30 protein-coding genes are annotated in these 25,725 nt (G+C 50.2%); 25 read left to right on the forward strand and 5 right to left on the reverse strand.

The window, feature by feature from the left end:
- Positions 1–15 precede the first annotated feature (15 nt).
- From WC7_RS17055 to WC7_RS16950, 22 genes are all read left to right on the forward strand, one after another.
- Positions 16–987: a terminase small subunit gene (locus WC7_RS17055; protein ID WP_016152531.1), complete on the forward strand. Its 972-nt coding sequence runs from the start codon at positions 16–18 to the stop codon at positions 985–987.
- A complete protein-coding gene (locus WC7_RS17050) occupies positions 977–2,248 on the forward strand; it encodes a MalT transcriptional regulator family protein (protein ID WP_016152532.1) in 1,272 nt (423 codons plus the stop codon). The genes WC7_RS17055 and WC7_RS17050 overlap by 11 nt, the downstream gene beginning before the upstream one ends.
- Positions 2,249–2,259: 11 nt before the next feature.
- Positions 2,260–3,681 carry an anti-CBASS protein Acb1 family protein gene (locus tag WC7_RS17045; protein WP_016152533.1) on the forward strand — a complete coding sequence of 474 codons (1,422 nt, stop codon included), beginning with the start codon at positions 2,260–2,262 and terminating at the stop codon, positions 3,679–3,681.
- Complete coding sequence (locus tag WC7_RS17040) at positions 3,678–4,502, forward strand: hypothetical protein (protein ID WP_016152534.1); 825 nt, start codon at positions 3,678–3,680, stop codon at positions 4,500–4,502. The genes WC7_RS17045 and WC7_RS17040 overlap by 4 nt, the downstream gene beginning before the upstream one ends.
- Before the next feature lie 18 nt (positions 4,503–4,520).
- Positions 4,521–6,146: an NUDIX hydrolase gene (locus WC7_RS17035; RefSeq protein ID WP_016152535.1), complete on the forward strand. Its 1,626-nt coding sequence runs from the start codon at positions 4,521–4,523 to the stop codon at positions 6,144–6,146.
- A gap of 15 nt (positions 6,147–6,161) precedes the next feature.
- On the forward strand, positions 6,162–7,022 hold the full coding sequence (locus tag WC7_RS17030) for a hypothetical protein (RefSeq protein ID WP_016152536.1): 861 nt from the start codon (positions 6,162–6,164) through the stop codon (positions 7,020–7,022).
- A gap of 16 nt (positions 7,023–7,038) precedes the next feature.
- Positions 7,039–8,070 carry a DUF2184 domain-containing protein gene (locus tag WC7_RS17025; RefSeq protein WP_016152537.1) on the forward strand — a complete coding sequence of 344 codons (1,032 nt, stop codon included), beginning with the start codon at positions 7,039–7,041 and terminating at the stop codon, positions 8,068–8,070.
- 68 nt (positions 8,071–8,138) lie between these two features.
- Positions 8,139–8,621: a hypothetical protein gene (locus WC7_RS17020; RefSeq protein WP_016152538.1), complete on the forward strand. Its 483-nt coding sequence runs from the start codon at positions 8,139–8,141 to the stop codon at positions 8,619–8,621.
- Positions 8,618–9,046, forward strand: a complete 429-nt coding sequence (locus WC7_RS17015) for a hypothetical protein (protein ID WP_016152539.1) — start codon at positions 8,618–8,620, stop codon at positions 9,044–9,046. Before WC7_RS17020 ends, WC7_RS17015 begins: the two co-directional genes overlap by 4 nt.
- Positions 9,043–9,477 carry a hypothetical protein gene (locus tag WC7_RS17010; protein WP_016152540.1) on the forward strand — a complete coding sequence of 145 codons (435 nt, stop codon included), beginning with the start codon at positions 9,043–9,045 and terminating at the stop codon, positions 9,475–9,477. The genes WC7_RS17015 and WC7_RS17010 overlap by 4 nt, the downstream gene beginning before the upstream one ends.
- A complete protein-coding gene (locus WC7_RS17005; protein ID WP_016152541.1) occupies positions 9,461–10,402 on the forward strand; it encodes a hypothetical protein in 942 nt (313 codons plus the stop codon). Before WC7_RS17010 ends, WC7_RS17005 begins: the two co-directional genes overlap by 17 nt.
- Positions 10,403–10,406: 4 nt before the next feature.
- Positions 10,407–11,801 (forward strand): hypothetical protein, encoded by a 1,395-nt coding sequence (locus tag WC7_RS17000; RefSeq protein ID WP_016152542.1) that lies wholly within the window; start codon positions 10,407–10,409, stop codon positions 11,799–11,801.
- Position 11,802: 1 nt separating this feature from the next.
- Positions 11,803–12,240 carry a hypothetical protein gene (locus WC7_RS16995; RefSeq protein ID WP_016152543.1) on the forward strand — a complete coding sequence of 146 codons (438 nt, stop codon included), beginning with the start codon at positions 11,803–11,805 and terminating at the stop codon, positions 12,238–12,240.
- 2 nt (positions 12,241–12,242) lie between these two features.
- Entirely contained in the window at positions 12,243–12,818 is a 576-nt protein-coding gene (locus WC7_RS16990) for a hypothetical protein (protein ID WP_016152544.1), read from the forward strand.
- 123 nt (positions 12,819–12,941) lie between these two features.
- Positions 12,942–14,786 carry a hypothetical protein gene (locus tag WC7_RS16985; RefSeq protein ID WP_016152545.1) on the forward strand — a complete coding sequence of 615 codons (1,845 nt, stop codon included), beginning with the start codon at positions 12,942–12,944 and terminating at the stop codon, positions 14,784–14,786.
- A complete protein-coding gene (locus tag WC7_RS16980) occupies positions 14,786–15,496 on the forward strand; it encodes a hypothetical protein (RefSeq protein WP_016152546.1) in 711 nt (236 codons plus the stop codon). The genes WC7_RS16985 and WC7_RS16980 overlap by 1 nt, the downstream gene beginning before the upstream one ends.
- Positions 15,493–15,768 (forward strand): phage baseplate plug family protein, encoded by a 276-nt coding sequence (locus WC7_RS16975; RefSeq protein WP_016152547.1) that lies wholly within the window; start codon positions 15,493–15,495, stop codon positions 15,766–15,768. Before WC7_RS16980 ends, WC7_RS16975 begins: the two co-directional genes overlap by 4 nt.
- On the forward strand, positions 15,768–16,787 hold the full coding sequence (locus tag WC7_RS16970) for a hypothetical protein (protein ID WP_016152548.1): 1,020 nt from the start codon (positions 15,768–15,770) through the stop codon (positions 16,785–16,787). The genes WC7_RS16975 and WC7_RS16970 overlap by 1 nt, the downstream gene beginning before the upstream one ends.
- Positions 16,784–17,500 (forward strand): hypothetical protein, encoded by a 717-nt coding sequence (locus tag WC7_RS16965; RefSeq protein ID WP_016152549.1) that lies wholly within the window; start codon positions 16,784–16,786, stop codon positions 17,498–17,500. Before WC7_RS16970 ends, WC7_RS16965 begins: the two co-directional genes overlap by 4 nt.
- Entirely contained in the window at positions 17,497–17,829 is a 333-nt protein-coding gene (locus WC7_RS16960; RefSeq protein ID WP_003833581.1) for a hypothetical protein, read from the forward strand. The genes WC7_RS16965 and WC7_RS16960 overlap by 4 nt, the downstream gene beginning before the upstream one ends.
- Complete coding sequence (locus tag WC7_RS16955) at positions 17,826–19,244, forward strand: ubiquitin-activating E1 FCCH domain-containing protein (RefSeq protein WP_016152550.1); 1,419 nt, start codon at positions 17,826–17,828, stop codon at positions 19,242–19,244. The genes WC7_RS16960 and WC7_RS16955 overlap by 4 nt, the downstream gene beginning before the upstream one ends.
- 1 nt (position 19,245) lies before the next feature.
- Positions 19,246–19,950 carry a hypothetical protein gene (locus WC7_RS16950; RefSeq protein WP_016152551.1) on the forward strand — a complete coding sequence of 235 codons (705 nt, stop codon included), beginning with the start codon at positions 19,246–19,248 and terminating at the stop codon, positions 19,948–19,950.
- Here WC7_RS16950 and WC7_RS16945 read toward each other — a convergent pair whose 3' ends face one another.
- Complete coding sequence (locus tag WC7_RS16945; protein ID WP_016152552.1) at positions 19,951–20,244, reverse strand: hypothetical protein; 294 nt, start codon at positions 20,242–20,244, stop codon at positions 19,951–19,953. It lies immediately after the preceding gene.
- Positions 20,245–20,334: 90 nt separating this feature from the next.
- Between WC7_RS16945 and WC7_RS26605 the strand changes: the two genes are divergently transcribed.
- The 3 genes from WC7_RS26605 (at position 20,335) to WC7_RS16935 (ending at position 22,523) form a co-directional block, all read left to right on the forward strand.
- Positions 20,335–21,285, forward strand: a complete 951-nt coding sequence (locus tag WC7_RS26605) for a hypothetical protein (RefSeq protein WP_016152553.1) — start codon at positions 20,335–20,337, stop codon at positions 21,283–21,285.
- Positions 21,285–21,881, forward strand: coding sequence for a tail fiber assembly protein (locus tag WC7_RS16940; protein ID WP_016152554.1), 597 nt, complete (start codon positions 21,285–21,287; stop codon positions 21,879–21,881). The genes WC7_RS26605 and WC7_RS16940 overlap by 1 nt, the downstream gene beginning before the upstream one ends.
- Positions 21,882–21,956: 75 nt before the next feature.
- A complete protein-coding gene (locus tag WC7_RS16935; RefSeq protein ID WP_016152555.1) occupies positions 21,957–22,523 on the forward strand; it encodes a recombinase family protein in 567 nt (188 codons plus the stop codon).
- Here WC7_RS16935 and WC7_RS16930 read toward each other — a convergent pair.
- The 4 genes from WC7_RS16930 to petA all read right to left on the reverse strand — a co-directional run bounded on the left by WC7_RS16930 (position 22,520) and on the right by petA (position 25,708).
- A complete protein-coding gene (locus WC7_RS16930; protein ID WP_016152556.1) occupies positions 22,520–22,783 on the reverse strand; it encodes a hypothetical protein in 264 nt (87 codons plus the stop codon). The genes WC7_RS16935 and WC7_RS16930 overlap by 4 nt on opposite strands.
- Positions 22,784–23,188: 405 nt before the next feature.
- Complete coding sequence (locus WC7_RS16925; RefSeq protein WP_016152557.1) at positions 23,189–23,992, reverse strand: cytochrome c1; 804 nt, start codon at positions 23,990–23,992, stop codon at positions 23,189–23,191.
- 2 nt (positions 23,993–23,994) lie between these two features.
- Positions 23,995–25,155 carry a cytochrome b gene (locus WC7_RS16920; RefSeq protein ID WP_016152558.1) on the reverse strand — a complete coding sequence of 387 codons (1,161 nt, stop codon included), beginning with the start codon at positions 25,153–25,155 and terminating at the stop codon, positions 23,995–23,997.
- Position 25,156: 1 nt separating this feature from the next.
- Positions 25,157–25,708 carry a ubiquinol-cytochrome c reductase iron-sulfur subunit gene (petA, locus tag WC7_RS16915; protein ID WP_016152559.1) on the reverse strand — a complete coding sequence of 184 codons (552 nt, stop codon included), beginning with the start codon at positions 25,706–25,708 and terminating at the stop codon, positions 25,157–25,159.
- Between the last annotated feature and the right edge of the window lie 17 nt (positions 25,709–25,725).

The following is a 25,725-nucleotide window of genomic DNA, read 5'->3' on the forward strand; positions in this document are numbered from 1 at the left end:
GGCAGGTGATCAGATATGGCAAAACCGGACTGGGGAGCACTGCAACACCAGTTCCTCGCCGAGCATGCTAAATCCGGTATTTCCCCCAAAAACTGGTGTGAAGCGCAGGGACTGAATTACACATCTGCCCGCCGCTACATAAAAAAACCGACTGCGCTAAATGCGCAACAATCTGCGCAGAAAAAAATGCGCACTGCGCAGGCAAGAAAAAGCGCAGAGAAACTTCTTGATAGTGAACTGACTCCCCAACAGAAACGCTTCGTTGCTGAATATCTCATAGACCAGAACGCGACAGCCGCAGCCGAGCGCGCTGGTTACAGTGACGCAAGTTATGGTAGGCAACTCCTAACAGTACCTCACGTTGCGCAGGCAATTGCGCACCAGCAAAGAGATTCACTTGTGCGCACTTTGGCGAGTGCAGATGAAGTGCTCGAAAAGATGTGGCAGCTCGCTACGTTCGACGCTAACGAAATCTCGCAATATCGCCGGGGATGTTGCCGTTACTGCTGGGGCTTTGGTCATAACTACCAATGGCGTGATGTTATCGAGTTCGAAGAGAGGGAAGCGGAGGCAAAAGCCAAAAAAGGGAAAGATCCGGACGATGCTGGCGGATATGGCTACAACCACAACCGCGATCCTAATCCTGATTGCCCTCGCTGCAATGGTGATGGAGTTGGCAGGACGTATTTTGCTGACACAACCAAACTACCCCCAATAGCCCGCCTGGCATACTCCGGTACCAAGCTGGTGAAAGGTGGAATCGAGATATCGACCATCAGCCGCGAAAAAATGTTTGAAGCGATAATGCGGCGTCTGGGCCTGACTGAATCCGAACTGGCGCAACGGCTGCTGGATCTGGAAATCCGAAAACGCACCGCCGAAGCCGAACGTCTGGAACAGGAAGTTGAGCTTAAGCGTAAGGGCAAGGGCAAAGACGACGAGCCGACAGTGGTCATTAAACTGGTGAATTCCCCTGATGGCGACTGAACATGTTATTGAGTTCCTGCCGTTCCATGCAGGGCAAAAGAAAATTTATCGTTCACCTGCAAAACGAAAAGTTATCCGTGCCGGACGTCGTTACGGCAAGACAACGATGTTGGAACAGGCTGGAGGGAACTGGGCAGCACGACAGATGCGTGTAGGCTGGTTTGCGCCGTCTTATAAAATTCTGCTGCCGTCGTTTAAAGCTATACGCGACCTGTTAAAGCCGATCACGATTAGTTCCAGTAAGACCGATGCGATTATCGAAACCATTGGTGGGGGACAGGTCGAGTTCTGGACGCTGGATAACCCTGATGCTGGTCGATCCCGTAAATATCACAAAGTCATTATTGATGAGGGAAGCCTCGTTAAGAAAGGCATGCGTGATATCTGGGAACAGGCAATTGAGCCAACACTGCTCGACTTTGACGGCGATGCAGTCATGGCCGGTACGCCGAAAGGCGTTGATGACGAGAATTTTTTCTATCAGGCCTGTAACGATAAATCGATGGGCTGGGAGGAGCATCACGCGCCGACCGCTGCCAACCCGACTATTAATCCGGCTGCGCTGGCGCGAATTATTGATGGTCGCCCGCCGCTGGTGGTTCAGCAGGAATATAACGCTGATTTTGTGGACTGGCGCGGGCAGAACTTTTTCAAGATGGACTGGCTGCTCGAGAACGACGCACCAGTCGATTACCCGGCGAGTTGCGATACCGTCTATGGGGTTGTCGACTGCGCCCAGAAAGGCAAGCTACAGAACGATGGTTCAGCCTGCATCTGGTTCGCACTTATCAATTTTCCAACGCCGTGTCTGGTCATCCTTGATTGGGACATTATCCAGATTGACGGGTATTTCCTGAAAGATGTAGTGCCGCAGTGGATTAGGAAAGCAAAACACCTCAGTGAAATATGCCTCGCAAGGATGGGGACCACGGGACTTTTTATTGAAGATAAAGCTACGGGCATCACGTTACTGCAACAGGGAGCCAATGAGGGATGGAACGTTCACCCGATAGACAGTGAGTTAACCGCACTGCCAAAGGAATCCCGCGCAATCAACATATCCGGATATGTCGCCTCTGGGAAAGTCCGCATTTCAAAATACGCCTATGAAAAGATTGTCGAATACAAGCAGTCGAAGAAAAACCATCTTCTGACGCAGGTTCTTCAGTTCATCATTGGTGAAGAGAATCAGGACGATGACCTGTTTGATTGTTTTAACTACGGCATCGCTCTTGGGCTTGGTAACGGCGAAGGCTTCTGACGAGAAAACCAATGAACGAAGATGATTTCGATATCGGTAGCTGCTCCCATTCAGAGCTGATGGCGTTGCTGGATAGCGACGATATTCAGCCTGGTTCTCAGGCTGGCTATCAAACCTGCAAAACAGTCTACCTTTACCACCCTCTGGGCGGGAAAATGGTGGACCGCCCGATCAAGATGGCAATGAACGAAGCGCGCACCATTCACGTGGCGCAGTCGTTTGGTCTTGAACAGCGTTTGCGTGACGCATTTGAGCGCGAGTGGAAAGCGCTTGGGGCAAACCAGCATATCGCCAACGCCGCCCGTATTGCACGAATTTACGGTGTGTCTGCGGTGGCTATGCTGGTGGACAACCAGGAGCCGAATGAATCTCTGGACTACCGCACGCTGTACAAACACAACGTCAGCTTTAACATTCTTGACCCGCTCAACACCGCTGGCAGCATTGTTTTAAACCAGGATCCAAATGCTAAAGACTTCCAGAAAGTCGAGGGGATCCGTGTGGCAGGTAGGCCATATCACAAGTCACGATGCGTCGTTGTGCAGAACGAAGACCCTATTTATCTGGCGTATAACGCTGCTGCTTTTGGTTTCAATGGTCGCAGCGTTTACCAGCGCGCCCTGTATCCGCTGAAATCCTTCATCCAGACCATGCGCACCGACGACATGGTGGCAGTGAAAGGTGGACTGCTGGTGACAAAAATCAAGGGTCCAAGCTCTGTCGTCAACAACATGATGCAGAAACTCAGCGGCATTAAGCGCATGATGCTGAAGCGCGGGAAGACGGGGGAGGTCCTGCAGATCGGCGAGAGCGACAACATCGAGTCAATCGACCTGAGCAATCTGGAAAAGCCTCTCGACTCTGCGCGTAAGCACATTCTCGAGAACGTGGCCGCCGCCGCCGACATGCCAGCGATCATCCTCAACTCTGAAACATTCGCCCAGGGTTTCGGTGAGGGCACTGAGGATGCCCGCGCCGTAGCGGTGTACATCGACAACATCCGAGAGTGGCTTGATCCGCTTTACGCGTTCTTCATCCGAGTGTGCCAGTACCGCGCCTGGAGCATTGAGTTCTTCCAGTCGCTGCGTGCCGACTTCCCGGAGCTGAAAAACACCTACAGCGTGTATTTCGCGAGCTGGATAAACAACTTCGAATATCGCTGGCCGTCCTCCCTGAAAGAGCCGGAAAGCGAGAAGGTTAAGGTCGACGAGACGCGCTTTAGGGCGATCGTCAGCATGCTGGAGGTAGTGCTTCCGCAGCTCACGGCTGACCCAGAAAACCGCGCGACGCTGATCGAGTGGGCGTGTGAAAACGCCAACGCCAATGAGAACCTTTTTCCTCAGCGGCTTAACCTCGATTACGAATCACTGAAAGATAACCCACCGCCGGAGCCGCCAAAAGCTGAAGAGCCGGGCGGCGGGATGATGCTATGAGCAAATTCTCCAGAACAGTAAGAGAGGCGGTTAAATTTTTCTTGCGCAATGGCTATACCTCGAGAGAGGAACTGGAGCGATGGCAGGGAATTATTCGCCAAGCGGCAGAAAGCGAAACCCATGATGACTACATATCAAGGGTGTCAGACAAGCTTAGATCAACCTATGAGATGCAGATTAACAGGGCTAAGGCTCTGGATCGGCATCCAGGGTTGTCTCGCTTTACTCTGAATTACATGGAGCCGAAGTTAAGAAGCGAGCTTGATAGACGCATCCTGGCTAGCGCCGACTTAATTAAGTTAAACCGCACAGGAGCGATAAACAAAACTGTTCAGAGATTTAGTGGGTGGGCTACCAGCATCCCTGTGCAGGATTACGTAGGAGGTGGACTGTCGCCATCCTCCAAAAGCGGGGTTAATTACAACTGTGATCACATTCAGAAAAGCGCCTTGCAAATTGATTTTGAAGCGCGCCGGGTGATGATTGATCAGAACCATAAACTCATTGCAAACATCGACAACATCATAGCTGCCAGTAATAACGCCATAGCTGCCGAGTGGCATAGTCACTGGCGCCAGGCGGGTTATGACTACCGGGAAGATCACAAAGAGCGCGATAAGGTGGTCTATCTCATCCGCGGTAACTGGGCGCAAAAAAACGGTTACGTGAAGGTTGGGCCTTCTGGCTACCTCGATGAAATTACGCAGCCCGGTGAAGAGGTTTTTTGCCGGTGTTACGTAACCTACCTGTACAACCTACGGAGTATTCCTGAACACATGCTTACCCAGAAGGGGCAGAAGTTCATGGCGTCTATGAAATAAGCATAGGAGCATTAAAACGTGGCTATTTTTGGCAGCGGGATAATGTTTCGTCAGGGTGATTTCGTCTTCCTGATCCAGCGCTCAGATGATGGCACGTGGTGTCAGCCCGGCGGCACGGTCGAACCGGGTGAACTGGCTATTGACGCTGCGCGCCGCGAAGTGCTGGAAGAGGTGGGTTATCAGTACGATGGCCCGCTGACCCCGCACAGCGTTTACGGCGATTATCTGACGTTTCGCGCCGAAGTGCCGGAAAAGTTCGAAGCGAAGCTCAACGATGAATCGCTGGCCGCCGGGTGGTTCCACATTGAAGACCTGCCAACGCCACTCCATCAGCCATTCGCTGAGATGCTGGCGCAGCAGGCACTCAATGAAACGGAAGTCGCCGCACTCATCGCTGACGGGACATTAAGCAGCCCGCAATACTTTATCAACATGTGGATGTTCGCCATCCGGGTGACCGGAACAGGGGTTACCTGGCGCTCTGCAGATCAACAGATGACCTTCCGTAACCCGGATGACTATCTCACCCCCGAATTTCTCCAGCGGGTTGCCGGGTTACCTCTAATCTGGCTGCACCCCGAGAAAAATACGCTCGATAGTGATGAGTTCGCAAAACGCGTTATCGGCACCCTGACCAACAGTTGGGTTGCTGATAATGGCGAGGTGTGGGCCATTGCGCGCGTATACGACGCCGAGGCTGCCGAAATTATGGCGACCAGGCAATTAAGCACCTCCCCAACTGTGAAGTTTGTTGAGGTACCTAAATCAATCATTGTCGACGGTCAGCCTCTGCTGGTGGAGCCATCCCCCGAGCTGCTCGACCACGTTGCAATTTGTGAACAGGGCGTATGGGACAAACTCCTTGCCCCTACTGGTGTTAAATCTGATTCCATTCCAAATGAGGCTGAAATAATGGACGAGGAAAAAATCGTTGCGCTGATTAATAAGGCGATTGACGCACGCATGGCTAAGGCTGACTCAGAAGCAGCAGACCTGAAAGCCAAGGCCGATGCCGAAGAAGCAGCCAAGAAAGAAAAGGCTGATGCTGAGGCAAAAGAGGCCGAAGAGGCCGAAGAGGCGAAAGCCAAAGCTGACGCGGAAGAGAAAGCCGCAAAAGAAAAAGCAGACGCAGAAGCCAAAGAGAAGGCCGACGCCGAAGAGGCAGAGCGTATGGCGAAAGAAAAGGCTGATTCTGAACTGCGTCAGCAGATCGCCGACCTGCGTTCCCGCATCCCAACCGAGTTGAGTGATGAAGAGCGTAACGAAGTCGCCGATGCACAGGTGAAGGCTGATAGCGTTTTCTCATGCTTTGGCAAACGTGCTCCTGTGCCGTTGTCCGGTGAAAAACCGCTGTCGTACCGCCGCCGCCTGATGATTCAGCTTCAGGAGCATTCGCCTGACTTCAAGTCTGTTGACCTGTCATCTATCGCTGATTCCGCGCTGCTGAATGTGGCGGAAAAACAGATCTACGCCGATGCGCAGAAATCAGCAAGTCTGTCGGTTGGTCCTGGCATGCTGCGTGAAATTAAGCGCGCTGATGCTACTGGTCGCCAGATTAGCACCTTTGAAGGCGATCCTGCTGCCACCTGGGCACCGTTCCAGTCTGGTAAACGTCAGGTCACCAGTTTTAACAACCAGGCTTAACGGGAGCGCTGAAGCATGTCTTATTTATCTCTTAACCCGATGGCAACCACGAATGCTCTGGGGTCCTTCGGTGTACAGTCTGACGGTTATGTTCAGGGTATTGCACTGGACGACCCGGCAAACCGTTTCAATCTTTCATCCGGTACGGTAGCGGCTACTGAAACCAAACCTCTTTGGGGTGGTGTTCCTGTTGCAGAACTTTTACCCGGCAATCAGTCAAGCCCTCGTGGATCGACGATTCGTCGTGCCGCCAGTGTGGCTGAACTGGAAGGCTTTACCGTTTTCAATCAGGCGCACAATGGCCTGACCACGCCACAGTCGCCGGTTCCGCTATACGCATCCGGTATGAGTGTGTCGTTTTACCGTCTGGGATCAAACATGCGTGTTCCGCTGAAAGCGTCTGCTCAGGTGGTCGCGCTGGCTACTTCCGGCGCGTCGGTGAAAACGGCGCTGGCGTGGGACTTCGTCAACAACCAACTCACCACTGCCGCCGCAGCGGGTTTTGCTGGCGCTGATATTGCAACTACCGACGTGACCTATGCGTCTGGCGTGGCTACAGCCACCACTGCTTCAGCGCATGGCCTGACGGCTGGCCAGTACGTAAAAATCAGCGGCGTTGCTCCATCGGCGTACAACGGCACCGTTGTTGTGTTGTCTGTACCGAGTGCAACCACCTTTACTTACACCCCGGCGACAGCACCTGGCGGTGCAGCGACCACGCAGGGCACCATCGGTGCGGTAACGCTTTCCGACATCACACTGCCAGTGAAAGTGCTCGCCGTCGAAACAGGTAACTCCAAAACTGTCACCTATGACAGCTCAACCGGTTTCCTGACCTGGAATAACAACGACAGCTGCGCGCTGGTCTTACTTTAATCGGGAGCTGAATTAAATGGCTGCAATTACCCCCAGCTACACTATCGTCAATCCGTCGTATATCGCGCCGGAAATGATCCTCGGTTACCAGCAGGCGTCAGGTGCATTTGAAACTATCGCCAGCGGTAATCCTCAGGTCCGACTTGGCGTTGGCGACCAGTACGCCTACATGCGCCGCCTGGATATTCGCACCCAGGTAACCTCCAGCCAGTCTGGTAACGCCAACCAGTTGCCGAGCGTGGCACTTGATGCCCGGATGATTTCCACCCCAACTTACCTGTTCCGCTGCCGTGGTATCTACGATCACCACGACATGGCGGCAGCCGGTAACTGGAATTTTGCTCTGCCTGAAGCTCAGCGTCTCGGCATGCGACAGGGTATTTTCCAGCAACTTCGTTCTGCACTGTTGTACGGCATGAATCCGGCTGGTGGTGAAGGGCTGCTGAATACTGCTGGCGCAACAACCGAAACACTACCGGCAGACAGCGCCGGAAATACCACCGTGCTGACCTACGATCACGGTCAAATGGCCGTTTACCTGCTCGGTCACGTCCAGGCGGCAATGACCCGTACCATGCAGCTAGGTCGCCAGTTGCGCGTCGTTATTCTCGGTCCTCAGCGCGTTCTGGGTGCAATGGAGATCCAGCAGATTGTCCAGCTGACCTCATATCAGCGTCCTGGTGGCGGTACTGATACCGTTGGCGGCACCGTGAAGGAGGTCCTGAAAGGGGCAAATGTTCAGGTGGACTGGGTTTATGACGACACACTGATCGGAAAAGGTGCGGGCGGAACAGACGCGGTGGTCATTACCATCCCTGAAGTTGAAGTGCCGATGGTCAATTCCACCGTGAACACCAACGAATTCGCCAAACTGACCCCGTCTCTTGCCGCGAATGCGCTGATGTTCTGTGATATGGCTGCCCCGCGTGAAATTCCGACACCGATCGCGGGTGGCGCCATTGATGTTCTGTCCGAAATGCGTTCAACCGCAGGCTGGGCAGTTCGTCCGGAAGCCATCACCATCCTGTCTATGGCGTACAGCGCCTGATCCATTGTTTGAAATGAACTGGCCCCCACAGGGATATCTCTGCGGGGGCTTTTTTACGAGGGTAACTAATGAAACTGTATATCGCCAACACCACTAAACAGCGTCATATCTTCACCTATCGCAAGCTGGAGACAGGGAGACTTGTTCAGATCCCTATTGAGCACGGCGCACAAATGATGGTTCTTGATGGCTCCACCGAAGAGGTTGACGCGGTTATTCAGCATCACCGGGTTTATGGCCTGGTTGATTCGACAAGAATTGACCAGAGCAAAGATTTTGTCGGTCTTTGCTACAGCATTAACAAGCCTGTTTCGGCAGCGGTAATCGAGAAAACTATTCGCGACAACGATGTTCATTTGACGCGTAACGCTCACAACCTCCGCCAGGCATCAATTATTGCTCACGATAGCACGCTGCGAGAAAGCGGTACGGGTTACGACGGTGATATGGAATTCAGCGTTGAGCAGGCCAGAGGCCGTGATGAAAGCGACGAAACTCAGGTCGTTAACGAGACGATTGTTACTCCGAAAGCCGGGAATAAGAAAAAATGAGCGTAAATCTGGCTGCATTCATCATATTCGTTCGCACAGATATGGGCGTAACCGCCAGCCAGGTTCCTTATGACTCTCCGTCCTTTGTTGTTGCGTATAACGCGGCCGTGGAATGGGTGAACCGGGATATTGAACTGGTTATGCCCAACCTGTATGAGGTTGCCGTTTACAATCTTGGCGCATCGTTTCTGGTCAACTACGGTACTGAGTCGGTATTTGCTGAATTCAGGAAAGAGTATGGGCTGAATGATTTCAGGGCTGGCGTGATAACGGGGGCCGGGGATAACTCAACCAGCGCGCAGCGTCTTGTGCCTGACTTCTTCAAAGATTTGTCTCTGGCCGATCTGCAGATGTTGCAGGACCCCTGGGGGCGCCGCTATCTGATGATTGCCCAGCAGTTCGGTAGCCTGTGGGGGCTGTCATGATCACCTTTCATCTTGGCGTTATCGACATTCCCTACGAGGATGAAAACACCACGACCGGGGATGTTGCTGAGTACCTGGAAGAAAAATACCAGATTATGCAGAACTTTTTTGACAGGTACGGAAACGACATCGCCGACCTGATGAGTAAAGACCTCGCCGCAAATCTTGAAAATATGCTGGCTGGCGCGCCGCCGTTAAGGGATCCTCTTGCGGAATCCATGTCACGCGTTCACGAGCTGTTCGTGGCCTTTCTGGATAACGAAGAGATGAACGGCATGTCAGGTGTGCCAACCCGACGCGCGCTGCTGGGTATATCTAAGCGCTTTAAAAATAAGAAGGGCGATCCGCGGGCATCCTTTATCGATACAGGAAACTATCAGGCGGCAATGCGCGCCTGGGTAAGCGGGGTATTAAATGCCTTCCCTGAGTGAACTACAGCAGAATGCAAAAACAGAGCTTAACGCGGCTCTGACGCAGGGGCTTGACGACCTCAGTCGCTTTCAGGTGGTTACGTTTACGAAGTATATCCGTAAGGTTCTCCCGCTTGATGGCTTCGTGTTCTGGGTGAAAGCCTCAGTCCTGTCTGATAACCCGGGCAACGAACCCGACACGGTAAACGTCAAAGGCTACCTTCATCTGACGACAGAAACCATCCAGGACGATGAACAACTCTACGACCGAAACGTCGTTACGTTTACTGCGCAGGCCGATATAGACCCATTCAACGATATTGGATCGGACGTCCTGTACATCGGCGAGTTTTTTGGCATTCAGTTTTCTTTCTCCCGTCGAACCGGACTGAACGAACCGGCCAATCTTTATCACTACACAGGGGAGGCGATCTATCCGCATATGCGGTCGCAGATTATCAACTCTGCGGATGATATCGACCTGAGTGACGTTGTGGTTTCCAGTTCGTTGCCTGTATGGCTTGGGCTTAGTCAGTTTATGCCAATGTTTCCGGCGATGCTTTCCACGCAGAACCTGTCGCCTCCCTTCGCGACAATACGGTGCAGCAATGTCTCTCCGATCGCCGGGGCGTTTTATATCGATGAACGCGACAACCAGTACCAGCTGGTTTCCGAGGATGTGACGATTTCGATTACAGGCCTCAGGAATGCCGTGGTTGAGGACTTTCTGCGATACGTTCAGCAGTACACCCTGCGCGATGATGCAGAAATGGGCGTAATGAACATCCCCGTTGTGCAGGATGAGCGCGTTACGCAGAACGAACTGAACGTTATCGCCATGCGCAAGACCATCAAATTCAAAGTCAATTATTACCAGCAGCGGATGCGCAACGTAGCCCGCGGGCTGATCCTGTCTGCAATTCCGTCCATTTATCCGGAGAAATAATTAAATGGCAATTGTTAACATTAACGTATCGGTGACCAATCCGCCGAAGCCCTCGCAGCTGCTTAAATCCGGCGCGATGATCTCCATGGGCGGGACGACTCTGGCGGCAGGCGAATATCAGTTGCTTACGTCAAAAGACGATCTGAAAGCTATCACCGCCCCGGGGAAAACGATATCAACCATTGTCTGGGCGGCCAATCTGGTCACTGTTACCCTCGCATCGCCTCATGGCTGGACGAATGGCAGCACCGTGCCTGTTGTGATTTCTGGCGTGGCACCAGCGGCATACAACCGCTCTGCTGAGGCGACGGTTACCAGCGCGACGGAATTTACTTATTCGCTGAGCAGCGACCCGGGGACGGCAACCACCATGGGCGTTGTTAAGACGGTTGTTGCTGGTGAAATTATCCAGATGAACACCACGTACTGGGCGCAGGGTGCAGCTCGCGCGGTCTATGTGCTGGAACTTGGTGACATCACCATCCCGGAAGCCGTGGCAGCTCTGAGTGATTTTATCGACAAGGATATTTCCCTCGGCAACACGTACCAGAAATTCTTTTCGTATCTGGTACCTCGTGAGTGGGATTCTGAAGCGACTTTCAAAACGCTCACGGGTCAGTACACATCCCCCGGATCGCTGGTTTATTTCTTTGTCACAAGCACGATTGCCACCTATCAGTCCTGGGTGGCAACAAAGAATAAAACCGTATTTGCAGGGGTCGAAGCTCCGAATATTCCAGCTACTGAATTTTCGATGGCGGCAGCGTTCCAGTCCTCGCTGTCAAATGACCCCGGTTCGTCGAACATGGTACCGCCGATGGCGTTCCGCTTTATGTATGGGGTGACTGAATACCCGGTTGAGAACAACGGTACGTTGCTGAAAACGCTCCAGGACAACCACATCAACTACATCGGGTCATCTGCAGAAGGTGGTCTGAGTAACAAGATGCTGGTAGCTGGCCACATGCTTGACGGCAACCCGTTTAACTACTGGTATGCAGTGGCATGGGCCGCCATTAACCTTGAGCTGGACCTGGCTAACGAAGTGATCAACGGGTCTAACACCACAACCAACCCACTGTATTACGACCAGAACGGTATTGACCGCCTGCAAAACCGCGCACTGAAAACGCTGCGTAATGGAATTAGCTATGGGCTGATTCTGGGCCGCGTTATCGGTACAAAACTTATTCAGTCCGATTTCAACACCGAATACGAGAAAGGTTCTTACGCGGGTAATGCTGTTATCAACGCGGTTCCTTTTGCTAACTATTCCAGCCTGAATCCTTCGGATTACCAGGAGGGTAAGTACAACGGGCTAAGTGCTGTTATCACGCCGCGCCGTGGCTTCGAGTCCATCACGTTTAACCTGAACGTTACCAATTTTGTAGGGGCATAACATGGCAAACTCATTAGTACCACAGGGATTCCTCAACCGCGTCCGTGGAGCGGTTTCCATCACTGATGTTCCGGCTCTGAATGTCACCGCATCTTATCTTGGTAAAGACGGGATCAGCATGCGCCCGGACGGTCCTGCAACGGACATTCTGCCGACCATGACCGGCACTGTTGGCAGTCAGGTACCGTATCAGCAGGTTACCTTAACCGTCCACATGCTGCGCACTCAGGGTCTTGCCGCAAGCTATCAACAGCGCTTTACGACGGACACAGCGCTTGGCGAGGTGGTCGTTACCCCGGACGCAACCACATTTGGCAACTTCACCCTGCTTAACTGCTATCTGGTCAACTTTAACGAGATGCCATTTAACGGTATGGATGCCGGGTACGTGGTAACCATCAGCGGCTACCTCATCACTAACGATAACATGTGGATCTGACCGTGAAAATTGATAAAAAACTTAATCTGGTCTGTTCGATCAGCCGTGATGACGGCTCTCTCATTTACGTTCACACCTCACCTTTCCCCTATGAGGTGGTGGAAGAGCATTGCCTGATGCTCGGTAGTCTGTTTACCAGCTTCATCGCTCAGGTTGGTGGGCTTGGTGCGGCCCGGGTAGCTGCAATGATGCTCCGGAAGAAAATTAAAAAGGAACAGGAGGTAACCGGGCAGGGTAGCCCAAACATTGTTGATGAAATCCAGCGTCAGACAACGGTCATTTTCAATGACAACGGTCAGTGGAAATCTGTGCCGTTAGATTCTGCGATGAAACAGGGCATTATTTCTGCTGACGAGTTTCGTGAGGTGGAAGGCGAAATCGTTTTTTTTATGGTTTCCTCTGCCATTCAGAAACCGGAACTCATCAAACCGACGGTGGGGAGCGTGATCGGTATGTTCGGTGGTCAGTTAACGTTATCGACCGCTACGGAGTGGCGAGGTTCTTTACTGACGTCGAAAACGGATACCGATACCCCGAACCAGACTGCCCCGCAGGAAACGTCGTTTATACCCTCCTAGACTGGGCCTCTAACGAGGGGTTCAGGGACGTTGTAAGGGAAATAGCTGGCGAAGAATACGCCAGCCCATCCCAGTTCAGGCAGCGCTTTATTATCTCTGCGTTAAAAGAAAGAGGCTATTTCAATGGCAGCTAAATCCATTATTGAAGTTGACGTGAATGATGAGAAATTCCTGTCATTTATGGATAAATTCAATGAGTACCAGGCTGCTCTTGAAGATCTTCCCGAAGCATGGCGGGCATCTGCGCAGGGTATTGGCGACACCGCCCGCGAAACGTCAAAAGCATCCTCAGAAGCAGAGGGGATGACAAAGGCTTTTTTGGATGGCGTTGATGCTTTGAATATGATGGTGAATAACCTCGATCGCATCAACACCAGCCTTGACGATGCCAATAAGCGTCAGAGTGACCTGAATAAGAAAACTGCTGGCTCTTCCAGCATATTTGGCAAACTTAAAAAGGACTCAAAAGAGTTCGCCGGCCATATCAAAGACGCCACAGTCAGCCTGCTGTCATGGGGCGGAATTGTAGGGCTATTCACTGGCGTTATCGGCGCTGGTGGTCTGTTCGGGATAAACCGACTGGCATCCAGCGCGAGCGCCCAGCGATTCACCTCTATGGGGTTGAATACCTCGATTGGTGCCCTGGATTCAACGGCCATTAACTACCAGCGTGCAGTGGCCAACCCAACAGCGACACTGGGCGCCATTCGTGACACTCAGGCCGATTTATCCCAGCGCTGGAAATTCCAGGCTATGGGGATCAATAACCCTGACCGTTCACCGGACCAGTTGCTGCCGGAGATGATTCGTGCCGCCAGGAGTATTTTCACGCAAACAGGTGGCACGTTGCAGGGGGCTAACGCCTACGGGTTGACCAGCTTCTTCAGCATTGACGACCTCAATCGCTTTAAAAATATGAGCGATGCAGAGATCGACGCTATGGAGAAACGTGCGAAGCGTGATGCTCAGTTGCTGCAGATCACTGATGAGCAGGCCCGGCAATGGCAGGATTTCAATATTCAACTCGACTACAGCAGTCAGAGCATCAAAAACACGTTCATCCGTGGACTTGGCCCGCTTACCCCTGGACTGACAAAACTCTCTGATGCGTTGTCTGGTGCTATCGATACCGTTCTTCAATCTCCAGAACTTGGAAAATGGATCGACGGGCTCGCTGGTGGTATTCAGCGATTTGGTGATTACCTGGCCTCTCCCGACTTTAAAAATGATGTCGAAGACTTCATGGTAAAAGTCGAGAAGCTTGGAAAAGTAATTGGGAAGGTTGTCGACTGGATTATTGGTAAAACAGACGCCGCAGGAATTATTGATGGTGTTACATCTGAATCGACAATTCTTAATGCAAAACCTGTCTTAGATCCTAAGACAGGAAATACTTATACGCCAGGTAGCGATGATGATCCGCATGTGTGGGGATGGTTAAAGGGTGTGAAGCGGTTTTTCTCAGACGGAACCGTGAAACCTATTGACTCCCAACCTGCAAACGTTAATGCATCAGGCAGAACCATTGCTGACCGATTTAATAACCCGGCTAATTTGCGCTGGGCAGAAGGTTACGGAACGCATAACACGCGCAGCGGTGACTTTGCTGTTTTCCCAACCCTTGATGAAGGTGTTTTGGCGGCAGCGAAGCAATTGCAGATTTATGGTTCGCGTGGTGTAAACACCGTTTCGGGGATTATCAATAAATGGGCTCCATCCCCTAAAAAGCCTGGCGATGATAACAACGACACTGCTGAGTATATCAGGCATGTTGTTAGAACAACCGGGCTGAAAGAAAACGACAAGCTGAATCTGAATGATCCTGTAGTTCTGGCAAAACTTATTTCCGCTATGTCAGCGAAAGAGGGTGCCGGTAGCCGGGTTAGCGAGGGCGCGGTTATCCAGATATTCAACAATACAGGTGGTAACGCCATTGTTACCGGTGCGCAACTGGGGGCTATGGGATAATGAGTTTTACTCGTGAGATGTACAAATTGGGGTTTGAAATATCCCCTGTTATCCTGTGTGACGGTATCGCTCAGGCGATACCTGGCGGCATGTTACCTATAGTCGCATTAACCCAAAGTGCCAGTTTTGTTACTGGTCTTTTGGGGGGCGCAATAAATCTTACAGACCTGGATAAGTATTTCTGTCATTGGAAGCCAGTGCAGGGCGCGACGATAGTAGATTATGACATTGCCCGCTATCCTTTTGCTAACCAGGTTGTGGCAGCGAATGCCTTGCTGGCACAACCGTTGCGTGTTGCTCTGGAAATGAAGGCCCCGGTTAACGAAAATACCGGGGCAATGACAAAGCTGGTAACGATAAGCGCACTCCAGTCTGTCCTACAGGCACACGCCAACCTGGGCGGAACATTCATCGTTGCTACCCCATCGGTTATCTATAACCGCTGCATTTTGCGCACGGTAAAGGATGTCACCAGCGGAAACGATGCATTACCTCAGCTGACATGGATGTGGGATTTTGAGCAGCCCCTGATCACTAAAACTGGTGCAGAGCAGGCGGTAAATAACTTTCTTGGGAAAATTGGTGGTGGAGACAAGGTTACAGAATCAGACTGGACAAGTACTGTCAACGCCCTTGGTAACACATCTCTTGGAGGCTCTGTCTCTGAGGCCATTACTGGTCTACTTGGTAAATTGGGAGTGGCAATATGACATCTCAATATTACCCTTTTACAGGGGATGAACGTCAAAGCATGGCGTTTACGCCGGTTCTTGATGGTACGGTTTATAACTGCCAGTTGAAATGGAATATAACCGCACAACGTTGGTATTTGCTTATCACAGATAGTTCCGGTAACACCATTTTTAGTACAGCTTTAATCGGGTCACCTGAAACTGGCGGTATAAATCTAATCTCTGGTGTCTTTAGTTATACCTATATGTACTGGAGAGAAAAAAACGGACTGATTGAGGTAACCAGATAATGCGATATTACGATATCAAAATTTTTGATCCATCAAAAGACGGAAAATCTGATGTGTTACTGAAGCAGTATAGCAGCCACAAAAATGGAGTTTATAACCCCGGCGCATTGATGATTGAGTTTGACATTCTAAGGTTTGGTGAATCAACCCCCCAGGGTGAAACTCACCTGACTATATGGGGTATTGGCCCGAAAGAGATGCAACAAGATCGACAGGACCTGTTTGGTAAGAGAATAAAAATATTCCTCGGTATGAAATCAGGTTTACCACTGGTAGGTAAGATTACGGCACCTGGACTAGTGCTGGACGGTACGATTAACCAGGTTTTTGGTAACTGGCAGGGTACAGATTTAAGGCTGGATTTTGTGATTGTAACCGGCCCTGTAACGTTAAACCCTGATGAGAAACCGGCTCCACTGCCGTTAACGTTTGACTGGAAAGTTGGACAAAAATTGTCTGTCGCCTTAACTAACTGTTTCCAGCTGATAGGCGATTATACATTTAATATTAATATTAGTGACCGGCTGATTTTGAACCATTACAGAGGGTTATTTTGTAGTGATATAGTTTCTCTCGCGAAGGACCTTAATGCCTTTTCTCGGTCATGGATTAAGGATTCAGGTTACACAGGTGTTGAAATAGCCATAGTTAACGGAAATCAAATTCGGGTCTGGGATAATGATGTCAATTACCATCCTGAAGGTTCAGAAGTGACAAGTATAACCGAGTTGAATTTTACTGATTTAATCGGACAGCCGACATGGGTAGCCTTTAAAACTATTAGCCTTATGTGTGTTATGCGCAGTGATATTCAGGTTGGTGACCATATAAGCATGCCTAAAAAAACCGCCCCAGTAATAAGAGCGTCATCATATTCTCAGTATCGGGAAGACTCTGCTTTTACAGGTGAGTTTGTTGTTAGTTCGGTGCGTCTTATTGGTAATAGTCGACAGCCAACTGCCGATGCGTGGATAACAATAATTGAAGCGTATCCTTTCATAGAGGTAGGTAAAAAATGAGCATCGGCCAGAAATTAAATTTTGGCGCAAACATGAATCGCTTTGTTGAGAGAAAAGTGGATGTTGCGCTGCAAAAAGCAGGAAAGGTGCTCCCTGCCAGTGTAGTAAAACAGAGCGGGAAGATGGTCACAGTGGCTTTTGAGCTGCGCGACATCCCTTATGTGCTTCCACAGGTTACCATCCCGCTATTTGGTCCTCAGTACATCCGATACCCAATGCAGCCGGGCGATAAGGGGATAGCCATCCCGGCGGATACTTATCTGGGAGGGGTAAGCGGGCAGGGAGGTGGTATTGCCGACCTGACACCACCGGCGAACCTTAGCGCGCTGGTATTTTTGCCAATCAGTAATACAGAGTGGGAAGGCGTCGACGGTCAGGTTGTGACCATTTACGGGCCCGAAGGTGTCACCATTCGGGATGCTGGCAGCAACACAACGTTTTTACTTACTCCTGACAGCATAACCATCGCCACTCCAACGCAGTTCAAAGTGACCGTAGGGTCAACAGTTTTCACACTCACGGACGGTATGTGGAATCTGACTGGTCAGGCAGGGAAGTTGCAGGACGGAACAGCCAGCACAAGCCCGGCGATCATGCACGAGGGCTGGAAGTCGCTTGTTTCCTGGTGCAACAGCCATGTTCACTCCAACGGAAACGGCGGCAGCAATACCGGGAACGCGACAGTGCAATTTAACGGGAATATCACTGAATGAGAACCTACGGCAGGAATTCAGATGGTAAGTGGACTCTGGTCGAAACAGATGAGAATGGATTCAACGACGCGGTTTACCTGACTACTCTGGTGCAAAATCTTAAGCTTGCGCCGCAGGAGTCTCCGTTCTTCGCGAACAATGGTATTCCGGCTAACGGATCAGTAATACAGCAGGTATTGCCGACGTATTACGTTAACCGTCTGCAACAACAATTTAGTCCCTACTTTTCATCGCTACAAATTGCTTTGGTTAGTGATGATCCACCTGTTTATAACATTTCGGCGATAACCAACGCCGGTTCTAAAATTATTGCAACGGTGAACGTATGAGTGATTTATCTGTTAGCTACACAGCTGCTGGCCCGGTTCCGCAAACCCCAGAAAGTCTGCGCGAGCAACTGGTGTCACTGGCCGTTCAAATGGCGCCAGGCATCACCACCGAATTACCAGGCTCACTGATTGAGGATATCGTGAGTACAGACGTTGGCGCGTTGCTGATTTGCGATCAGGCGAGAGTCGATCTGATTAATTCGGTAGGGCCGCTTAAGGCTAACATTTACATGCTTAACCTGCTGGCTCAACAGGCTGGTATTGCACCACAGAAGACGCAGGGGGCAACGACTGTTCCTGTGCAATTCGACGGCCCGGCAGGATTTGGTATTCCGCAGGGGTTTGTAGTGTCCGATGGGATCTATACCTATACGCTTAACGATGCCACGATTATTCCCTCGTCTGGAGTTACGCCGCAGGTAACTTGTACGGCCACCACGACAGGATCATGGGCGGTACCTGCTGGCACCGTTACCCAGATAATTACCAGCGTTCCTGACGAAATTACATTGACCTGCACAAATCCGGTTGCAGGAGTTCCTGGCTTAGAGCGTGAATCAAACTATCAGTTTCGTGATCGCGTCTGGGAATCCCAGATGTCTACTGTTCAGGGATATCCTGGCTTCATCAGGCAGAAGCTTACTGATGTTAATGGTGTGCAGGCTCGCCTGGTATCAGTCGTACAGGACGGTAACAGCTGGATCATCATGTGCGGGGGAGGTGATATTTATGAAATGGCTGGGGCCATTTTTAAATCTGCCGGCGATATCAGCAGGCTAAAAGGAGCGACAGTAGACGTTACAGGTATAACGAATGCTAATCCTGGTGTCGTCACCACAGGTATAACTCATGGATTGACCAACGGACAGGTGGTCAACATCTCTGGCGTGAATGGTATGACTGGAATTAACAACGTTCCGCTAACCGCAACAGTGCTCACACCGCATACGTTTTCAATCGGTATAGATACTTCAGCGTCCGGTTCGTGGACCGGGGGCGGAGAGGTCACGCCAAATGTAAGAAATAATGTGGTGACCATAAACGACTGGCCGGATAACTATCTAATCCCTTTTGTTATACCGTTGCAGCAAAACGTTACGGTGAAATTTGAGTGGGGATCTGAAGGGGTGAATTACCTGACCGATGCTACAATTTTAACGCTGGTATCAGCACCTGTAATTCAGTACATAAATGGGATTTATGCGGGTAAGCCGTTAAATATTAATAACCTGAAAGACACCTTCCTTCAGTCTGTCAATGCAGCTATTGATATGAGTTTAATTAGTAAACTCAATGTTATTATTACGGTTAATGGTATTGTTACAAACCCTGACCCGAACACAAACATTATAAGTGGCGACCCATTTAGTTACTTCTACATCGCGTCAGATGGCGTAACTGTTGACGGAGTGTGAAATGCTTGAGGATATTATCCGTTCGTACCTGTACACGCAGTACAATGATGATGACAATATCCGTGCTTTCGTGACTGCGTATAACACGATGGCAAAAAATGTTTATGACTGGATGCGGAGTGCAAATCTGCCGATTTTTGTTGGTGGTTATAATGTAGGGGATCAACTCAGGTGGATAGCTCGTGGCATATATGGCGTAAAACCTCCTGTATTGGCAAGTGGTCGGCAGCTGGTGCTCGGGGTATTCAATACATTTACGTTTAACACTGTACCCTTTAATACCCGCAAAGTAATAAACCAGTCATCGCAGGTTGTTGTCTCTGATGATCTGTTCAAGCGGATCATGACGTGGAATTTCTATAAGGGGGATGGGTTTTACTTCACAATACCCTGGCTGAAACGTCGGATTATGCGGTTCCTTACGGGGATAAACGGGGTTGATGTCGTGAACGACCAACACTGGAGTATTTCGGTGTTGTTCTCTGGTAGCGGGGCCAGTGTGTCAATTATCAAGGGCTTTAGAAAACTGACTGATTCTTCTGTATACAACACACAGACGTTCAATAGCAGGGCTTACAACCAGAAGACAAGCGTTCTAATCAAAAGTAACGAGTATGAGTACGCATCGCTGTTCAAGCAGGCTTTCGACAGCGGCCTGCTCCACATGCCGTTTTATCAACCAGTAACAGTGACTATTATCGGTTGATTAGATGGTCACATCTTCAACTCTGGCCTTTATCTTTACGCGTTCTTTTTTTAATTGAAAATCTCTGCTGTCTATAGCCATAGAAAGGAATAATTTTAAGCAGCCACAAATAATCAATAGAAGTAAAGTTGTGAAAAACAACATTACAGTAAACTTAATGTTTTCAAATGCTGGAATGCCATCTTGCATTGATATATTAAACATCAATGTAATAAGAAAAACAGATGATATTATTGTTAAGGCACCAACTGATATTAATAATGTTTTAATTATTGCAACGGAAAAGTTATTCATTGTTATCTCCTTATTAGATGGTTCAATCTTAGCAAAATGCTTGGAAACCGACCACTAGATGTTTTTATTGCCAAAAAAACCGGAGGAAAAATGGCACTATCTCTTTTAGCCGCTAACAATGCTCAGACAGTGCTTGCGGCTGGAATTAGCTCAACGGCAACATCGCTTACCGTAAACGCTGGAACAGGAACGCTTTTCCCGTCTCCGGTAGCAGGAACCAGTTTCTTTAAACTGACGATTATCGATGCTGCTACAGGCTCGCTCACTGAGATTATTCATGTTACCGCCATAAATGGTGATGTCTTTACTATCCAGCGTGGACAGGAGGGAACTGTCCCACGTGCCTGGTCTGCTAATGATATTGCGGCAAACATGATGACGGCCGGAACGCTGTCCTACATCCTTGGGAATTTCCAGCCGTTAGACCCTACATTGACTGCGTTAGCCACATTAGTGGGCGCTGCAAATAAACTACCGTATTTCAACGGGGATGATACTGCAGCTTTGACCAACTTCACGCAGGTGGGTCGTGACATTATCGGGAAAAATACTATTGCAGACATTCTCACATACCTTCGTTTAGGGGCTGGAGCGCCCGCGATAGGAATTCCATTCTTTTGGCCGTCGGCGGTGATGCCTAATACGGTGATAGATGAATGGTCAGATATGGTGTTTCTGAAATTCAATAACTCGACATTCTCAGCGACAACATATCCAAAATTAGCGCTGGTCTATCCTGGCCTGACTCTCATCGATCAGCGTGGTGAATTTATCCGTATCTGGGATGACGGTCGAGGGGTGGACAGTGGACGATCGCTCCTGTCAGCACAGGATGCATCCGCAATTAACCTCTTACTGGGTGAAAATTCAAATCAGGCAGGGCTTGGGCAAATATCCGTTTCAAACGATGACGGGCAAGTTGTGAATTCTGGATGGTCAGTAGCAAAAAACCCAGGGCAAATAAACAACTCGGACGGCGCAAACTTTGCAAGAGTACGTCCACGGAACATTGCATGGAACTTCCTGGTGAGGGCTAAATAATGACAGTGACTTTTGATGAAAACGGACTGGCGACACAAGCCGGTGAAATTCGCGTTTATTATTACAAACCTTCTATCGGTGAATATTGTGGATGGTCTGACGAATACATTAACGTTGGCGTGAGTATGCCAGGCCATTCGACGACCATAGACCCTGGTGAGGAAAGTCCGGGATTTGTAGCTGTATTCAACGGTACTGGATGGGAGCAACAGCCAGATAATCGCGGCGTTACGGTGTATTCAACAGCTGACAGAGCAACAACTGTTGTTAACTACATCGGGGAGATTCGTTCAGGGTTCACAACTGTTGCGCCATCCACTCTGTATGACAAGTGGGATGGCAGCAAATGGGTTGCAGATCCCGATGCGCAGCGAAAAGCAGCGATAGCAGATGCTGAAAAACTACGTAGCCATTTGCTGGCCAGTGCCGATAAAGTAATGCTCGACTGGCGAACAGAACTGATGCTGGGTGAAATAAGCGATGCCAACAGAGCTAAACTGTCGGCGTGGATGGCTTATAAAAACAAGGTTAAGGCGGTTTCTGCTGATGAAGCAATTACTGACGGTTTCAAATGGACAGATAGTCCAGCGGCATAGGAACCTTTTTTATAACAACAAAAAATCTGGCGATACTTCGCCGTTTCTCCTGTTTTCATAACAGGAGAAATTCCCATGATTTACGGCTACGACAGGGTATCAACAAACCACCAGGACACCGAACTTCAGCGCTCAGCTCTCGAGTCAGCAGGATGTGATCACATATATGAAGAGCATGCCAGCGGGCGGAAATCGAACCGCCCGGTGCTAAAGCGGCTGATCGCCGCTATGGAGGCTGGTGATGAACTGGTGGTCTGGAAGCTGGACAGAATCGGGCGCAATGTCCTGCATGCTCTGTTGATGTTCCAGCAGCTACAGGAAAAGGGTATCAACTTCCGCAGCATTACCGATGGTGTGGACCTCAAAACAGCCAGTGGACGCTATAACTTTCGTAACATACTATCGGCGGCGCAGTACGAATCCGATCTTAACAGCGAGCGTACGTTAGCAGGACTGGCCGTCGCCAGGGCAAAAGGGAGAGTAGGCGGTCGCCGGCCTAAGTTCACGGATGAGCAATGGCAGGAAATGGGCGAGCGGATTGCTACTGGCGAATCACGTCAGCAGATCGCTCGCAAATACGGTGTTGGCTTATCGACGCTCTATAAGAAATTCCCTGCGAGTATGAGTGAGGTTTCAAACTAAATGAACCCACCATGGGAGTTATCAATACCTGCATCCATATAGTTTATTGCCTTCTGTAACTCCTTTATCAGTTCTTCTGCGCGAGTTCGTGAGATACACATAAACTGATCTGGGAATTCCTTTACTGGCCAATGTGGAATGCAGGCCATGTTATCGATGAATGATGCAGACAGATAGACTTCATTTGTGAGCAGGGAATAGCTGACGTTAAAATCTGCTAATTCTTGTAGGCTGCTGACATTGGATTCTCTGTTTTTCATGATAGTCTCAATACTGTGTTTATATACAGTTACTATCCTCAATAGCAGATAATCAGTCAAGATATACTGCATAATTTAGAAGAATATCGACGTTTGTGTTGTACCTAATCTATTGTTTTTGATGTGCTTTTTGTATTAATGTTATTCTTTTTTATTGTGTTATGAGTTTGATTTTTAAGTATTATTTTTCGGTCTTGAAAACCGGCGACCCGAAAGGGTTCTAGAGTTCGAATCTCTACGCTTCCGCCAAACATAAACCCCGAGCTATTTAATAGCTCGGGGTTTTTTCGTTTTGTGCAGTTTATGTCATGCCATCTTTCTCCAGCCTTAGTCGCGCAAGTGCAACTCAGCGCTGCTGCCCGGCGGAAAGCTGACGAACTGAATCATCTTCATATCTGGCAAGGCCTACATGAGCGAACGTCTTTTCATTCGTCGTAATATCCATAGCAGCCCCAGCATAAAGGCCAGGTAGCCCATAACGTAATATCCCTGCTGTCTTCGTTCTGCGAGCGTTGGGTCGGCCGCCCATGCCAGAAAGGCGGTAACATCCCTGGCATATTGCTCCTCCGTTTCAGCTTGTAGCGACGCCGGGCGCCATTGAATCTCTCCGCTGGTTAGCGGTTTCGGCATGTTAATCAAGCCACCGGGAAAATAGCGATTAGCCTTCAGTTCGGGATCGGCAGGTTGATAACCGGTTAGCAGTGCGTAGACGTAATCTGCTCCCTGGTCCGTGTAGGGCAGAAAAGCATCCAACAGAAATTGCGGGAATCCGCGATCGTATGAGCGGGCACGCACGATATAGCTCAGGTCAACGGGAGAAGCGCCATTGTTAAGGTATCGTGCTTCCTGCTCGTTTAGATACGGCGAGATGAAGCTGTCATTTAGCGTCCCGTCTCGCTCACCAATCTGGCCGTCATCCTGAAGCTCAGGAAACTGATAGCCGCTGGCGATACTTCTTGCTTCTTCAGCCGTGAGTTCCGGACCGCCGGGCCTGGTCAACGAACGAAAGCTAAGGTGCTTCATGCCGTGACAAGCGCGACACTTCTCTTCATAAACCTGCAGGCCACGCCGAAGCTGCGCTTTATCATACTGTCCATTGATGCCGCTGAAGCTCCATTCCTGCCGTTCAGGCGTGGCTTCCTGCGCATAGGAGGAACCCAGTCCCAACAGAGAAAAGGACAGAATGCTGATTTTCAATAGTTGTTTCATCATCAGTCCTGTTTTTCCAGAAAACGACGGCAAGGTAATACGATTAAAAACCAGGCAAACCAAATCAGAGTCGAAAGCTGCGATGCGGCACGGATCCAGCCCTCTTCGTTACGGAAACCGTCAATAAGATCGGGGCCAACCAGCGCTTTCGACCCTAACCAACCTAAAAAGCAGGCATTAATGACCCACAGCCAGAATCCGCATTTAACCAGTTTGCTGTAATGGCGAAAACGAGCCCGGGAAGTATCAAGCCAGGGAAGGAAATAGAAAATCAGTACCGAGCTGCACATTGCGGCTAAGCCAACGAATTCATTTGGGAAGCAACGCAAGATGGAGAAGAAGGGAAGAAAATACCATTCCGGCGCAACAATCGCGGGTGTAACTGTTGGATCCGCAGGAATAAAGTTATCGGCGCTGCTCAGATAGTGCGGCGCGAAGAATAAGAACCAGGCGAAGATCATCAAAAAAAGGATGATTTTGATGGCATCAAGATCGGTAATTTTGTAATCGAACAGCAGGCTCCTGGACTCTTTCTCGCTAAACCTCTTTTTCATCGCCTGTGCAAACGCCGACTGTACGGTGCGAATATGAAAAACCGTTGCTCCGACAATCACAAAGGGAAGAATAAAGTGGAGAACAAAAAAGCGGCCAAGCATCGGCGTTCCTGGAGTATGGCTGCCGACTAAATATGCGTAAAGGGTATCACCCACTAGCGGAATGGCCTGGGCAAAGCGGGTAATTACCGTGACCGCCCAGTAGCTTTTTTGCCCCCAGATAAGGCTATAACCAAGAAATGCGGTCATCATCAGCAGGATATACAGCGTCACGCTAATCATCCACATTGTCGTCCAGGGCTTGCGATAAACGCTGTAGTACATGCCACGAAAAATATGCAGATAACAGGCAAAGAAAAAGAGCGACGCGCCAATAGCATGCATGTTGCGTAACAGTTCTCCATGGCGAACCGCACGCATAATATGAATAATGGAGTCAAATGCCAGCTCGGCCGTCGGTACGTAAAACATCGCCAGCACGATACCCGTAAGGATCTGCACACCGAGTATAACCAGCAGGATGGCGCCGATTGCGAATACCCAGAGTCCGGCAATCGAGCGAGGAAACGGGATACGCCAGCGAAGCGAATAGACGCGCTCACTCCTCATTTCAGGCTTCCTTCGTGCCGATACGCACGGCCTGACCATCCGAATGAATAACGTAGTCCGGGATTGCCAGGTTGGTCGTCGCGGGGCCGCGCGTCACGCGCCCGGAGGTATCAAACTCTGAGCCGTGGCACGGACAGATCCAACCCACGCCTCCTGGTCGTGCGTTGGGTACGCACCCGGCATGTGGACAATACCCTTGAACCACCAGCCATTGAGGATGAGCTGCTGAGACCCTCTCGCTGTCCGGTTGTGGGTCGATAAGCGTATGCCAGTCGGCACTTCTGGCAGTAATAATCTCATCCTGGGTGCGATGGTGAATAAGAATTAGCTTTCCCTGCCATACGCGTTTGACGGTTTGTCCAGCAGCAACCCCCGCAAGAGAGACATCAATCGGTTCATTTTCCGCAAGAGTCTTCTCATCCGGGCCAAGGGCCGAAACCAGCGGCCAGACGGCAGCAGCGACGCCTGCCGCGCCGACGAATTTTGTCAGTTTACACAGGCATTCCCGGCGCTGTTCCTGGATTTCGCCATCTGCAAGTTTATTCTCTGTCACCTCGTATTTCTCCCTGA

The organism is Citrobacter sp. KTE151 (assembly GCF_000398845.1).
Lineage (GTDB): Bacteria > Pseudomonadota > Gammaproteobacteria > Enterobacterales > Enterobacteriaceae > Citrobacter > Citrobacter braakii.

Coding starts and splice junctions, on each gene's coding strand:
- WC7_RS17055 (WP_016152531.1), top strand. CDS start 16: ATGGCAAAACCGGACTGGGGAGCACTGCAACACCAGTTCCTCGCCGAG.
- WC7_RS17050 (WP_016152532.1), top strand. CDS start 977: ATGGCGACTGAACATGTTATTGAGTTCCTGCCGTTCCATGCAGGGCAA.
- WC7_RS17045 (WP_016152533.1), top strand. CDS start 2,260: ATGAACGAAGATGATTTCGATATCGGTAGCTGCTCCCATTCAGAGCTG.
- WC7_RS17040 (WP_016152534.1), top strand. CDS start 3,678: ATGAGCAAATTCTCCAGAACAGTAAGAGAGGCGGTTAAATTTTTCTTG.
- WC7_RS17030 (WP_016152536.1), top strand. CDS start 6,162: ATGTCTTATTTATCTCTTAACCCGATGGCAACCACGAATGCTCTGGGG.
- WC7_RS17025 (WP_016152537.1), top strand. CDS start 7,039: ATGGCTGCAATTACCCCCAGCTACACTATCGTCAATCCGTCGTATATC.
- WC7_RS17020 (WP_016152538.1), top strand. CDS start 8,139: ATGAAACTGTATATCGCCAACACCACTAAACAGCGTCATATCTTCACC.
- WC7_RS17015 (WP_016152539.1), top strand. CDS start 8,618: ATGAGCGTAAATCTGGCTGCATTCATCATATTCGTTCGCACAGATATG.
- WC7_RS17010 (WP_016152540.1), top strand. CDS start 9,043: ATGATCACCTTTCATCTTGGCGTTATCGACATTCCCTACGAGGATGAA.
- WC7_RS17005 (WP_016152541.1), top strand. CDS start 9,461: ATGCCTTCCCTGAGTGAACTACAGCAGAATGCAAAAACAGAGCTTAAC.
- WC7_RS17000 (WP_016152542.1), top strand. CDS start 10,407: ATGGCAATTGTTAACATTAACGTATCGGTGACCAATCCGCCGAAGCCC.
- WC7_RS16995 (WP_016152543.1), top strand. CDS start 11,803: ATGGCAAACTCATTAGTACCACAGGGATTCCTCAACCGCGTCCGTGGA.
- WC7_RS16985 (WP_016152545.1), top strand. CDS start 12,942: ATGGCAGCTAAATCCATTATTGAAGTTGACGTGAATGATGAGAAATTC.
- WC7_RS16980 (WP_016152546.1), top strand. CDS start 14,786: ATGAGTTTTACTCGTGAGATGTACAAATTGGGGTTTGAAATATCCCCT.
- WC7_RS16975 (WP_016152547.1), top strand. CDS start 15,493: ATGACATCTCAATATTACCCTTTTACAGGGGATGAACGTCAAAGCATG.
- WC7_RS16970 (WP_016152548.1), top strand. CDS start 15,768: ATGCGATATTACGATATCAAAATTTTTGATCCATCAAAAGACGGAAAA.
- WC7_RS16965 (WP_016152549.1), top strand. CDS start 16,784: ATGAGCATCGGCCAGAAATTAAATTTTGGCGCAAACATGAATCGCTTT.
- WC7_RS16960 (WP_003833581.1), top strand. CDS start 17,497: ATGAGAACCTACGGCAGGAATTCAGATGGTAAGTGGACTCTGGTCGAA.
- WC7_RS16955 (WP_016152550.1), top strand. CDS start 17,826: ATGAGTGATTTATCTGTTAGCTACACAGCTGCTGGCCCGGTTCCGCAA.
- WC7_RS16950 (WP_016152551.1), top strand. CDS start 19,246: ATGCTTGAGGATATTATCCGTTCGTACCTGTACACGCAGTACAATGAT.
- WC7_RS16945 (WP_016152552.1), bottom strand. CDS start 20,244: ATGAATAACTTTTCCGTTGCAATAATTAAAACATTATTAATATCAGTT.
- WC7_RS26605 (WP_016152553.1), top strand. CDS start 20,335: ATGGCACTATCTCTTTTAGCCGCTAACAATGCTCAGACAGTGCTTGCG.
- WC7_RS16940 (WP_016152554.1), top strand. CDS start 21,285: ATGACAGTGACTTTTGATGAAAACGGACTGGCGACACAAGCCGGTGAA.
- WC7_RS16935 (WP_016152555.1), top strand. CDS start 21,957: ATGATTTACGGCTACGACAGGGTATCAACAAACCACCAGGACACCGAA.
- WC7_RS16930 (WP_016152556.1), bottom strand. CDS start 22,783: ATGAAAAACAGAGAATCCAATGTCAGCAGCCTACAAGAATTAGCAGAT.
- WC7_RS16925 (WP_016152557.1), bottom strand. CDS start 23,992: ATGAAACAACTATTGAAAATCAGCATTCTGTCCTTTTCTCTGTTGGGA.
- WC7_RS16920 (WP_016152558.1), bottom strand. CDS start 25,155: ATGAGGAGTGAGCGCGTCTATTCGCTTCGCTGGCGTATCCCGTTTCCT.